Source organism: Paenibacillus sp. TAF43_2 (genome assembly GCF_052113545.1).
GTDB lineage: Bacteria > Bacillota > Bacilli > Paenibacillales > Paenibacillaceae > Pristimantibacillus.
Map to the genome: position 1 here is coordinate 1 of NZ_JBFRDK010000191.1, position 12,944 is coordinate 12,944.

A 12,944-nucleotide genomic window follows, 5' to 3' on the forward strand; every position below is an offset into this window, starting at 1 on the left:
CCCGTTAACATTCCTGTAGGTGTTAGTAGATTCGATTTGCAGAAAAACGAACGCCCCGCTAGGATGAGTATGTACTGGGTTGGAGCCCTCAGAACTCACCTTAGGAGGCGTTATCATGAAGTCTAGACTAATTAAAGCTCAAAATCAACGTGTAGAACGTGTTTCCACTTCTACTCTTGTCATTGGCATCGACATTGCCAAAGAGAAACATGCTGCTCAAGCTATTAACTTTCGAGGTATTGTCCTCACCAATCGCCCCATTATGTTTTCGAACGACCATGCGGGCTTTGAGCACTTAATTAGTAGTATTCGTAAATTACAGAACATGCACAACTTGAATGACGTCGTTGTGGGAATGGAGAGTACCGGTCACTACTGGTTCAATCTCGCTCATTGGTTGATGAATCAAGGGGTTTCTGTTGTCCTTGTCAATCCAATGACGACCAAACGCAATAAGGAAAACAGAGACAACTCCCCATCAAAAAATGACCCAAAGGACGCTTTGGTCATTGCCGATGCAGTGAGTCGCGGATTCTACACGCCCTTCTCCCCAAAAGAAGAAACCTTCTGCCGCTTGCGGGTTATTGTCACAAACAGAGAGCATTGGGTTGTTAAATCCGGACGGATTAAGAACAGAATCCACCGCTGGCTGGATATCCGTTTTCCARAATACAGGCAAGCGTTCGAAGATATTTTTAGTCCTCGTTCATTAGCCACTTTGCGTCGTTTCCCAGCCCCATCTGACGTATTACAGTTAACTCCGGAGCAGATGGTGCAAACCTGGGGAGTGTACATGGCTAGACCTGGCGGTGTGCGAGGCAGGAACAAGGSGATTCAGCTCCAAACACTCGCTAGACATAGCGTTGGAGACGCTACTGCCCTTGAAGAAGACAAATGGGAACTTAGGCACCTCATCGAAGAATATGAACGAATCTGCCACATCATTGATGAAGCAGACGAAATCATTGAAAAGTTATTGCCTGAGATCCCCTGTTCTGATCTCGTTCGATCCGTCGGTGTTTCCTTTCCTGCAATGGCTGCCATATTCGCATTTGGCGGGGACTTACGTAAGCTGTCTCACGGAAATCAGTTATTGCGAAAGGCTGGATTGAACTTAGCGGAGCGTAGTTCTGGTAAGTATAAGGGGCACATTAAGCTAACCAAACGAGGAAACTCATTACTACGGAAGCATTTGTACTTCTCGGTGTTTCACCTCTTATCTCACAATCGTGCATTCCAAGCCGTGCATGCACACAATATTGAAGTAAAACGAATGACGAAAATGCAGTCCATGATGAAGTTGATTGGGAAATTGGCTCGGATGCTTGTAGCCATGGCGCGAGAAGGACAAACTTTCTCCGCGGATAAAGCTCAACAACCACTAGCAGCTTAACAACTAAATTCGCAACCCAGACACGTAGATCAGCTCGTTCGCAGGATTTCACAAAGAAAGCACGGAGTACCGAGATTTTTACGCTTTAGGGCTTAGACCCGTTCCGTTAACGTTGATCGGACTCCACACCTTGGTTAGATAGGACGAAGGAATGTAAGGGCTTAGACCCGTTGAGATTTGGGAGAGTGAATCCCAAGGGCCTTGTGGAGAAAGATGTGCAGCAAAACTTTCTGTGGAAGATGTTGTAAATAGACCAACACCTTCTATTCCCGCATGCCCTCAAACGGAACTTCCTAGCCCATGTTTTGTAATCATTTAAACTCCTATTTCAATCTGTATGTGAAATCCTGAGAATTCGCGAGTATTCGTGAGAAAAACCTTATTCTCTGAGGGAGCTTAAAATATCTTCTCATCCCGCTTATCCTTAAGTATTTCCACAGCTTCCCTAAACCGCAGAGAGTGTATAATATCCCGCACCTAGCCACTTCCTAATCAACTTCAAGATTACTTATTTCTTGCCGTATTTTAATCATTACCCTTTCACAGCAGAACCGACCGTCATAGCCCTCTCGACCTGCTCACTAAAGAGGATATAGACGAGCACAGTTGGCAGCGAAGCAATGGTCATCGCCGCGCCCATAGCGCCCCAGTCGGTTGTGAACTGTCCCTGGAAGAACAACAGACCCAGCGGCAATGTCTTTAGATCCTCCTGCGATATAAGCATTAGAGCAATGGGGAACTCATTCCATGCCGCAAGGAAAACAAAGATGACCATCGTTGCGATTGCAGGCTTCACAATCGGGAGCATAACCTTCCAAAATGTTTGGTAGATCGTCGCTCCGTCAATACATGCCGATTCCTCTAGCTCGAAGGGGATGGAGCGGAAAAATCCGTAGAAAACCATCGTAGAGAAGGATACATTAAAGGCAATGTACGGAAGAATAAGCGACATATACGTATTGGTGAGATTGAAATCCCGCACAAGAATAGCGAGTGGAATCATAATGACCTGTACGGGCACGAACATGCCGATAACGATATACATTTGTACGGCGGTCTTGCCCTTGAATCTCATTCTGGCTACGGCGTATGCGAACATCACCGCCAAAGCGATGGTTCCAACGACTGTAACGACCGATACAAGCACACTGTTCATAAAGTAACGGGGAACATTAAATTCCGTCAGCGCGGAGACATAATTTTCGAATCGCAGTTTGGTAGGAAAGCCAAATGGATTGGTAACAAAAATCTCATTGTTGTCCTTGAGTGAATAAAACAGCATCCAAATCAATGGATATACGGAAACGAGTGCATATAGCCATAAAAATAATTGAAATAACGGCTGACTTCTTCTAATTCTGGTCCACATATGCCCGCCTCCTAATACACGATCCGCTCGCGAGCGATGAGTCGATTAATTGCGAATGTTACGATCAAGCACTCAATGACCAGAAATGCCGCGGCGGCGCTTCCATAACCGAATTCGCCTACTCGGAATGCGGAACGATACATCATATACGTAAGCGTATAGGTGCTTGTACCCGGTCCACCGCCGGTCATAATGTACATGTTCGCGAAGGCGTTGAGTCCGCCGGTAATCGCGAGCACCAAGCAAAACTTGTAGGTTTCAGCCATGAGCGGAATGGATATTTTCCAGTGCGCCTTCCAGCGTTCGGCGCCATCGATTCGCGCGGCCTCCATATATTGCTCCGGAATGGAACGAGCCGCTGCAAGCAATAGAGCAAAGTGATAGCCCATATACTGCCAGGCATTAACGATGGCAATGACCCAAATCGCAGATTTACTGTCGGTCAACCAGTCCTGGCGATAGGAGATGCCCATAGCCTCGAACAGCTTGTTAATCAATCCATATTCACCGTTATACATGGCAAGCCATAGCTGACACACAACTGTGATGGAGAGCACAACGGGGATAAAAAAGCTGATACGAAGGATTTTACGTCCCTTCACCATGGAATCGGAAATGGTCAATGCCAGCACCGTTCCTATCGTAATTTGAAGCACAACGAGAACCGCCGCAAATTTCAACCCATTAAATAGGGATGTATAGAATAACCGATCCTGGAACAATCGGCTGTAGTTGTCGAGAAATAAAAATTCTCCTGTCGTCAATCCGTCCCATTCAAACATACTGCGATAAAAGACTTGAACAATCGGCCAAAACACAAGCACGCTGAACAGCAGCAAAGTGGGCAGAATAAAGATCGCAATCGCTGTTTTATTCCCCATAAATTTATTCATTTCAGTAGATCTCCCTTCGGACAGCCCATAAATCGGGAGCATTAGCACATATAGGCCCAATTCGGCCTATATGTGCTTCATGCATACTTATTTACGTTTCACACTTTACTTTAGTGCGCTTTCCAAGTCGCTGACAAACTGTTCGGCCGTATATCCTCCGCTGAGCAATGCTTGACTAGAATCYTCGATTGCCGCTTTGAATTTGGAGTTGGACAAGCCCCAAGCAAACGAAGTCGTGCTTGTAATCTTAGGAATATCCTCATTCAGAGTCGTCATCATAGGATCAAATGCCTTGACGATTTCCTTATCGACCTTCGTCGCTACAATCGGGCTTCCTTTTTGCGTAAATTTGAATTCTGCATATTTCAGTGCCATAAAGCTAGCTACCTCTGCAGCCAGATCCTTATCAGGTGTATTAGCCGAGACCGCGAAGCCGCCAGGGTTGCCGCCGCCGCTGAAGGCATATTTGTTCTGCTCATAAGAAGCGGAGTCCGGAGCCGGATAATACATATACCCTACTTTATCTCCCAGCGCCTTTGTTGAAGCTTCGATTTCCCATTGGCCATTAATGAACATTGCCGCTTTGCCTTCGTGGAACAGAGCCGCAGCTTGGTCGTAGTTCAGGTTGGTCGCTCCTTTAGGGAACATACCTGCTTTGACCAAATCGATCACATCTTGAGCCGCCTTCACATAAGCCTCGTCAGATGGCTTGGCTTCTCCGCTGTCAAGCGCGCTGATGCCCTTTGAATTGTATCTTGTTGCAAATACATCATACAGTGCAACATTGGGCCACTTTTCTTTCGCGAAGATAGACATTGGGGTTATCCCTGCTGCATTAAAAGCATCAACGGCAGCCAATAGCTCTTCTTTTGTCGTAGGAACCTTCACTTTATTTTTCTCGAACAACTCTTTGTTGTAATAGAGCAGAATAAATTCATTGCCCGCATACGGGAATGCGTAGACATGATTGTCATCCGCATACAAGGTATTCATAGCGCTTGGCTGCATTTTTTCTTTGAAGCCGAATTGATCTACATATTTGTCAAGCTCAAGAATGTTATTGGATTTGCGAAAAACGCTGATCTGATCCAAGCCGGCATTGAAGATGTCCGGCAAATTGCCGGTTGCAGCATAGGACTTTAACTTTTGGCCGTCATCCTGCGCTTGAATTTCAAGCTCAAGCTCTACATTCGGCATTTCCTTGGCGAGCTCCGCTACCGCATAATCGTAGTAGCCTTTCGTATCCTCATCCGAGTATTGCGCGTAGATGCGAAGCTTTGTTTTCTTCTCGCCCTCTCCGCCATTGCTTGCGTTGGACCCGTTTGTATTGGTGCTGTTGTCGCTTCCGCAGGCTGCAAGCGTGAAGACCAGAATCAAACTGAGTACTCCCAATAATCCTTTTTTCATTGTCATGACCCTCCCCAGAAAATTCGTTGTTCCTCTACATGCCAAGTATAGCTGGAGAGCCTTGTGAAATTAATGGAATATCTGCTTCCGACTTGGATTATCTGAGCAACTTCTATCCATTTTGTTCAGGTGTTTAGCGTATAATCCAATTCGCTTGGGGCATACCCGTAATATTTTTTAAAGGCGCGAGAGAAATACGCAGGATCATTGTAGCCCACCTTTGTCGACACATCCGAAACCTTCATATCTCCAGAGAGCAACAAATCCTTAGCCGTGTGCATGCGCGTCTTAGTAACATAATCCGTTACCGTCACGCCGTGCGCCTTCTTGAAGATTGCTCTGAGATAACTTGCATTAATGAAGACATGCTGTGCAATTTGCTCCACCTTCAGCTCGGGATCTCCATAATGTTCATGAATATATTGCTGTGCTAAATCCGCAATTTTGTCCGATTTCGTCAATCTGTGCAGCTTCATGTAGTCAATGACCTTGAGATGGAGCTCCAATATCCAACTGGCTGTTTCATCAATGGATTGCTTCTTCGTAATGATGCTGTAGGGATAGAAGTGTTCGCCAAAGCAATCCTCGACGGGATGACCATTTTCTGTAAGGTGGGACAAGCAGGTTGACACAAGTCCCATGCAAATTACATACACATAATCGATAGATAAGCTTTGTCCCTTCATCGTCCCAAAGATTTCTTGCAGATGAGTCTCAACGGCTTGCATATCCATCAATCTCAGAGCAAGCTGCAGCTCTTCCTGACGCTGTGAATTGACAATGCCAGATGACCATTGCCCGGCATTGATGCGTCTCTCGTTATGTACAATAACGCTATCGTTGCCAATAACAAATTTGTTGTGCAAGGCATCAATCGCCTCGTTATAGGAACGCCTTATGCCGTCATGTAAGGGATACGCTCCGCCTACACCTATGGTGATGGTTAATTTCAGATACTTCTTGATAAGCTCCTTTAATTGTTCAAAGCCGTTAATAAAGGCTCCTGATTGCATGTCTTCCAACGCGTATATGCAGATAATTCTGCCCTCAGGGCCGTTAAAGACGATCAGCTTTCCTTCTAAATGCAAGGTTTCATTCAATATGTTCGTAACAGCAAATTTCCAGAGCTCTCGATCACTACTGCTGTTCCAATTCATCTCTAAATGGTCGATCTCTATACATGCCACTTGATACGTATATAAGGAGGCTGCATGCAGGTRCAGAGCAGCCAGTCTATCCCTGGTTTCCTCCGAATCCAGCAATTCGTTCATCAGAAGCCTGTTTAACGTCCATTCGTTCAGCATGGTCTCATTTGCTTTCAAGGTTAGCTTAATCTCATGCGCTTTATGAATATCGGAATTGATATGGATGAGCGTAAGGAGCAGTTCTTCCTTCGTAAACGGTTTTAGAATATAATCCTGCACGCCCAACTTGATCGCCTTGCGAGCGTATTCGAATTCATTATGTCCCGTCACAAGCACGACCACCGTTTCGGGCAACGATTTCTTCAATTGCTCAGTAAGCTGCAAGCCGTCCATGATAGGCATGCTGATGTCCACGAGCATAATATCCGGCTTGCAGAGCTCTGCTTGTTCCAGAGCGTCTGCTCCGTTGCGGGCTTCCGCAACGACTTCCATACCGTAATCCTCCCATGGCAGCAAGATTCGCAGATAGTCGCGAAAGATCATTTCATCATCGACGATCATAACCTTTATCATTTCAATCCATCCCTTTCCTCTGTTTCGACATCAGGCAGATTGACCAGTATAACCGTGCCTTCCCCCCATTCGCTCCTAATCTGTAGTCCGTATAGACTTCCGTAAGTAAGCTTTAAACGGTTATCTACATTCAACAACCCGAATGATGTGTGCTCGGAAGCTTCTCTTCCCTCCTTAAGAAGCCCTCTTAACTTTTCCTCTGACATTCCCACGCCGTCATCGGCAACTTCAATGACGATTCGATTACCGGAACGATACCCTTTGATGAGCAATTTGCCCATATGTGTCTGTTCCTTAAGCCCGTGGTATATCGCGTTTTCAATCAGCGGCTGAAGCGTCAGCTTCAGAATGGAAGCTTGCAGAATGGACTTGTCGACATCAATTTCATAGGTGAACACATCGGAATATCGGATTTGTTGAATCGCCAGATAATCTCTGACATTTCTAAGCTCCTCCTCAAGCCGGATATGCTCTCTTCCTCCGCTTAAGCTAACCCTATAGAAATCGGCAAGCGCTTTTGTTGTTCTTTGTACATCCGTATTTCTCCCCATAGTTGACAGCGCATAGATTACGTCCAGCGTGTTGTACAAAAAGTGCGGCTTAATCTGAGACTGGATCAGAGCCAGCTCATATTCGCGCTTTTGCCTCTGCTCTCGCATGACGTTCTCCAGAAGCTCCCTCAGCCTTCTAAGCATTTCATTAAATCCTAGAGCGAGGTAGCCCATTTCATCTCTAGTCGCAACCTTCAATTGAATATTCAGATCGCCCTCGCGGAAGCCCTTCATGCTTCGAGCCAGCTCCACAATCGGCAGCGCGATAACCTTGGACAAGTACGTAGACACAATTATTGCGGCAACACTGCATATCACGGCAATTGTGAGCAGCGTCCACTGCAAGCTCTCCAGTCCAGCTGTCAGCGAGCCTAACGAGGTTGCGCTCACCAGCTTCCAACCAAGCTGAGGAAAGCTGCGAACGGCAAGTAGCTGCTGTTCTTCGTCAATGACTTGAATATCCGAAGAATCATCATGAGCATTGACCCATGTTTGGATAGGCTCGGATTCAATAGGTTGCAGCAGCTTTTCTTTATCCGGTGAGGACACAACGATGCCTCGTTGATTCGCAATAAAATATTGTCCCGTAGGATGTCCTTTCATCTCCTTGAGGACGGAGGATAAAGTGTCTTCTTTAACATTGAGAAATAGAATACCCAAGTGATTGCCTGAGCGGATATCATATAGATGCTTGCCTAGCGTAAGCACGGGTCTGTTGTTATCCCTAGATAGAAAATTCCTCTTCTCCATCGGCAGCCATTTGTTCACTCCGTTTGTTGCCATAATGGTCTCATAAGCCTGACTTGCCATTACGGTATCCTTATTACCCTCCATCCAAATATCCGATCCATAGATCCTTCCTGAATGATCAACAAATGCGATAGAATCCACATCAGGAAAGATGACAATTGCCAAAGCCAGCTCTGTTGTAATGGCATTGTATCTAGGCAGATCAAACGCTGCATCCTCCRCAACAGGCTCCGGCGCTCCCAGAATGCGATTGAGATTCAAGGCTAACATATTCGCGCAGCTTCCCGCGTTCGTCAGCATGCCATTCAACCGATTGATGATAAGGGCCGAATTATCCGCGAAGCTCTGTGTCGTTTGATGAATGATAGCTTTGGAATAAATAGCGTTAGCCGTATAACCAAGCACGAACAAAGGCAAAAGCAGCAGAGGCATGTAGATAAGCATGATTTTGGACCTTATTTTTTTATTTTTAAACCCGTCTCTTAATAGATGTACAAGTTTATTCATGTCTATCCCTTAAGTCCCCTTCCGTCCTTGTTCATGTTGTCCGCAATACGAGCCTTGGTGTTCAAATATTGAGTCGTCAAGGAACTACAGTATTGCGTCAGGCTTACTCCCGTCTTTTTCTTGAACATCTTCCCGAAGGTATGCACATCCGAATAGCCGACACTCTGAGCAATTTCTCCAACAGAAAGATCCGTTTGAATGGCAAGCTCCTTCGCTTTCTGGATGCGCACCCATATGAGGTACTGCATAGGCGACATTCCGAATATTTTTTTGAAGCCTTGGATGATTGTATTTCGCGTTAGACCGCATACTCTCTCCAGCTCCTGATGCCTTAGATCCCGTTCGTAATGATTAAGTATATGATTTTTGACCAGAACCATCTTGGCCAGATTAGCAGGCTCCTTATTTTCAATCCGATGCTGAAATTCGGCCATGCTTCCCATAATTCGCATGAGCAAGCCTTGACATTGGAGCTGTGCGGGTAATCCGGGCTGTTGATACAGATGAACAAGCTCCGTCAGCATACGTTCGATGGCATGTCCACGGAAATTTCCCAGCATATGCTTGTGCTCCAGCAGCTCGTGAAATGGAAATGCCGTCAGTCCCATATGAAATACAATAGAAATGCACACATAGGGGCTTCCATCGATTGTACGAATAGAATGAACTTCGCCAGGACGATGAAAGAGCAAATCGCCTTCCTGTGTCAAATAGCGGTGTTCCCCTACCGGATATTCTGCAACGCCCTTTACGACATACTGTAGCGCATATTGATTCAGTATCCGATTCTCGATTCCCCAGCCTGCCGGCGCGTGAAAGCTGTGCGCGAGCGTAATATACGGAGGAAAATAATAATTTTCCATAATGGCGAGAGTATCCTCTGGATTCCATTCGATCAATTGATAATTGGCAACTTCAATTTTTTCATTCATTCTATAACATCCCTCGCAGTCCTTTTCATACCTTTATACGGCTAAATTATAGCATGTAATTTCCCCGGAAATGAAATATTTAATCCGGTGATATTGGAAACCTATTCATGAGATCAGGCTAAATACAAATGCTGCGTTCCGCTCTACAATAGAGGCATAGGGATGATGAAATCCCGCTACAAAATTTGCTGAGGAGTGACTCTTATGAACAATTCAGGTCTTAAGCTTATTGAGGCAGATGCGGCATTACAAACGGTTATTACCGAGGAGCAAAAGCAGTTTTTTCTGGATAATGGCTTCCTAGTCATCAAGAATGTACTAAAGGGCGAAGAGCTGGAAATCGTTCAAGCTGGGATGCAGCAAGAGCTGGAAAAGGGCATGGCGGGTGGACAAAATAAGGACTACCAGTATGGTAAGGGCGGAAAATCGGGAGAAAGCGTACTCAAGCGAATCGAATATGTCGTAGAGAAACAGCCTGCGCTCAGAGCTTTAATGGGTCATCCTTTCATTCTGCGTTCTGTCGAAAAACTGCAAGGCAAGAGCTTTATTCCAACTTGGGATTCCATGGTTGTAAAGATGCCCAATGAAGGCATTATCGTACCTTGGCATCGCGATGCCGAGATGCCGGCTGGCTGCGAGGACAAGAGGCCGATATTCAATGTAGATTTCTATCTGGACCCCGCTGATCTGAAATCTTGTCTTTGGGTCATTCCGGGCAGTAACAAATGGACGGTTCAGGATTCCTACGATCGTTGCAAGCGGGAAGGCTTCGATACGTCAGATGCCATTCCAGTTCCGCTTGAGGCGGGCGACGCCATCTTGCATGATATTACCGTTCTGCACGGCTCGCCTGCAGGCGACGGCAATGCGCTGAGACGCACGGTTTACTTCGAATTTCGTCCAGGCGAGATTGAAGCCGAATTCGGACCGCATACGCTTGAGTATTTGCCACTCAAGCAACAGATGCTGCTGGAATGTATTGAGCTGCGCAAGCAAACAAGCTATGGATTGGCAGAGGAAGCGTTTCAGTATGAGCCGGAAGGCGCTCTAGCTATTCAGAAGGCAGTGAAGCCGGACAGCTTCCGCTATCCGCACGAGGACTTCTGGCGTGAGTAAAAATAGCTTGCAGCCCTCCCCCGTTCGTCTTGAGGTTCAGCAGGCATGGTGGTCCATGATCGGGTTAGGCAATGGAAGCAGGGAGTGGACGGTTGAGGAGAAATTCGAGCAAATCGCGAAGGCGGGCTTTACCGGTATATTCGGCGGTATACCCGCTAAGGAAGAACGAGAGAAATGGAGAAGGCTGCTTGATGATTACGACTTCAGCTTTGGTACAGGCGGTTTCCCCGGCAGCGCATCGGATCTCCGGGTATTGCTAGAAGAAGCCAAAGAATTCGGAGCGCAATATGTCAACTCTCAGGTGGTAGACAGCTTCGTTACCGGCGATGCTGCGTTGCGGCTGCTTACAGAGCTTGACGAAGAAGCGCATCGCTTCTCCGTTCCACACTTCGTTGAGACCCATAGAGGCAGAATTACACAGGATTTGCTGCGAACAGCAGGCTATGTCGAGGCGCTCCCTGGACTCCGACTGACAATCGACTTCTCTCATTATATTATCGGGGGAGAAATGGACGGATTTCTCCCTCAATATGAGGAGAAGGCAGAGCCTTTATTTGATCTCCTACTTCAGAGGACCTCCTGTATCCACGCACGCCTATCCAATGGTCAACAGATTCAAGTGAGCGTGCAGAATGAACCTCTGCTTGACCGCTTTAGCAAATGGTGGAGTAAGGGCATGCAGTATTGGCTGGAGGAAGCAAAGCCATTAGACGGCAGTGGATCGGATGGAGCATTTCCCTTTGTATGCGAGTTAGGCCCAAGTCCATACGAATTAGCGGCTAACCAATCCACTCGATTTGCAGAATCCATTCTGCTTAAGGAACGAGCGGAAACAATTTGGGCAAGTCTATGCCCAGTTCATTCATAACTTGAAGAACATCAGCGTACTGCCCTTTTGCACCCTTGGGGAAGCAAAAGGGCTTACGCTAGTTCCCTTATGATCGATGCTCAGCGAAGGCTTAGACAAATTCTGACTTCCTCTGGCACCTTGACGAAATATATCCTTATCATCTCGGCAAGCCTGACCTTTAGCATCGTTGCTACGACTGCTCTTCTAAGCTACTTCTACGAGAAGAGCACGGTCCAACAAATTCAGTCCGCCATGGAGAGCGACCTGTCTCAGTCCACTTATACTTCAGATCTGATGTCTACTCTAGCCAAAAATATGGCTTATCAAATTTACTTGGATCCTCAATTCGCACCGTTGCTCGGATTTGCCAGGTGGATGATTTTCAACGCAATCAATTATTGAATAATCTCAGATCCTTTCAGCTTAGTAAGAATTTTAAGCTTGATGAGAATCTTATTACATCTGATGATCTAAATAAGGCTCGTCTTGCTGCAATTTCTTTACCAATTACCTTCTCTTTTACACCGTCTGCAGAAGCTGAAAAAAATGAACCAACTTCTTTTTACAGTTACAGCTTTCCACGTGGAGACGCATCACGTTATATTTATAGTACCGAATTTTGTTGTAATAATAATCATCTTCCAATTTCCATTTTGAGCAGAAGCAAAGGACTCAACTCATTGCACATCCTTAAACGAGTAAATTCAGGCCATCCTGCATAAAAGTAAGCGTCAAACCTTAGAGCCATAATCGCTTACAAAACGTTGAAATTAACTCACGAAGCACTCATTTACGTGCTACTAATCATTCATCAAATTATTTACAAGGTACTGATTTTAAAGATTCCACAGGTACTGCTGGTATGAATAATATTACGCAACAAGGAAACATACAAATTACGGGCAGCTCCTTAGGACTTGGTCAAGGTGGTGCTTAATTTTCGATAATTACAATGTAAAAGTAACTTACCCTTTAAAATAAATTAACTCCGATAGATAATTGGGTGGGTATTAGTAGCTGTGTACACCACTGCGTATAAGCGTATAGCTGAAATTCTGCTTAGCTCCTGATGGACTTGTGAGATCAATCAAATTATAGGTTTAGCGAATGTGTTACTCTGGCAAAAGAAAGAACGATAATAATAGCCGTTCCACCACACTCTTCTTCCTGTTAGCTTAACATCAGCAGACAAAAGCAAAAAACCTCCCCGCAGCACCCTGCAGAGAGGTTCCCTCTAATAAAATATCTTCTCATCCCGCTTTTCCTTAAGGATCTCAACCGCTTCCCGGAACCGCAGAGAGTGTATAATCTCGCGCTCCCGCAAAAACTTCAAGCTATCCTGTAGATCGACATCATCCGTTAGATCAATCAACCACTGATACGTCGCCCTAGCCTTCTCCTCCGCTGCTATATCCTCATATAGATCCGCAATTGGATCGCCTTTCGCTTGAATATAGG

11 protein-coding genes are annotated in these 12,944 nt (G+C 45.8%); 4 read left to right on the forward strand and 7 right to left on the reverse strand.

Going from position 1 to position 12,944, the window contains the following annotated elements:
• The first annotated feature begins 115 nt into the window (after positions 1-115).
• A complete protein-coding gene (locus AB4Z17_RS27900; protein WP_441963417.1) occupies positions 116-1,393 on the forward strand; it encodes an IS110 family transposase in 1,278 nt (425 codons plus the stop codon).
• Positions 1,394-1,925: 532 nt separating this feature from the next.
• On the opposite strand, the gene AB4Z17_RS27905 is transcribed toward AB4Z17_RS27900, so the two are convergent.
• The 6 genes from AB4Z17_RS27905 to AB4Z17_RS27930 all read right to left on the reverse strand — a co-directional run bounded on the left by AB4Z17_RS27905 (position 1,926) and on the right by AB4Z17_RS27930 (position 9,520).
• Complete coding sequence (locus AB4Z17_RS27905) at positions 1,926-2,762, reverse strand: carbohydrate ABC transporter permease (protein ID WP_441963419.1); 837 nt, start codon at positions 2,760-2,762, stop codon at positions 1,926-1,928.
• A gap of 11 nt (positions 2,763-2,773) precedes the next feature.
• Positions 2,774-3,655 carry a carbohydrate ABC transporter permease gene (locus AB4Z17_RS27910; protein WP_441963420.1) on the reverse strand — a complete coding sequence of 294 codons (882 nt, stop codon included), beginning with the start codon at positions 3,653-3,655 and terminating at the stop codon, positions 2,774-2,776.
• A gap of 105 nt (positions 3,656-3,760) precedes the next feature.
• Positions 3,761-5,062, reverse strand: a complete 1,302-nt coding sequence (locus AB4Z17_RS27915) for an ABC transporter substrate-binding protein (RefSeq protein WP_441963422.1) — start codon at positions 5,060-5,062, stop codon at positions 3,761-3,763.
• Positions 5,063-5,187: 125 nt separating this feature from the next.
• On the reverse strand, positions 5,188-6,780 hold the full coding sequence (locus tag AB4Z17_RS27920; RefSeq protein ID WP_441963424.1) for a response regulator: 1,593 nt from the start codon (positions 6,778-6,780) through the stop codon (positions 5,188-5,190).
• Positions 6,777-8,525, reverse strand: a complete 1,749-nt coding sequence (locus AB4Z17_RS27925) for a cache domain-containing sensor histidine kinase (RefSeq protein WP_441963426.1) — start codon at positions 8,523-8,525, stop codon at positions 6,777-6,779. The genes AB4Z17_RS27920 and AB4Z17_RS27925 overlap by 4 nt, the downstream gene beginning before the upstream one ends.
• A 65-nt stretch (positions 8,526-8,590) precedes the next feature.
• Positions 8,591-9,520 carry a helix-turn-helix domain-containing protein gene (locus AB4Z17_RS27930; RefSeq protein ID WP_441963428.1) on the reverse strand — a complete coding sequence of 310 codons (930 nt, stop codon included), beginning with the start codon at positions 9,518-9,520 and terminating at the stop codon, positions 8,591-8,593.
• Between the two features lie 204 nt (positions 9,521-9,724).
• Here AB4Z17_RS27930 and AB4Z17_RS27935 point away from each other — a divergent pair, with 204 nt between their 5' ends.
• From AB4Z17_RS27935 to AB4Z17_RS27945, 3 genes are all read left to right on the forward strand, one after another.
• Positions 9,725-10,636, forward strand: a complete 912-nt coding sequence (locus AB4Z17_RS27935) for a phytanoyl-CoA dioxygenase family protein (protein ID WP_441963430.1) — start codon at positions 9,725-9,727, stop codon at positions 10,634-10,636.
• Positions 10,629-11,504 carry a sugar phosphate isomerase/epimerase family protein gene (locus AB4Z17_RS27940; protein ID WP_441963432.1) on the forward strand — a complete coding sequence of 292 codons (876 nt, stop codon included), beginning with the start codon at positions 10,629-10,631 and terminating at the stop codon, positions 11,502-11,504. The genes AB4Z17_RS27935 and AB4Z17_RS27940 overlap by 8 nt, the downstream gene beginning before the upstream one ends.
• 69 nt (positions 11,505-11,573) lie before the next feature.
• Entirely contained in the window at positions 11,574-11,888 is a 315-nt protein-coding gene (locus tag AB4Z17_RS27945; protein ID WP_441963434.1) for a hypothetical protein, read from the forward strand.
• 832 nt (positions 11,889-12,720) lie between these two features.
• On the opposite strand, the gene AB4Z17_RS27950 is transcribed toward AB4Z17_RS27945, so the two are convergent.
• Positions 12,721-12,944: manganese catalase family protein (locus tag AB4Z17_RS27950; RefSeq protein WP_441963436.1), on the reverse strand; the 224-nt coding region annotated here is incomplete at its 5' end.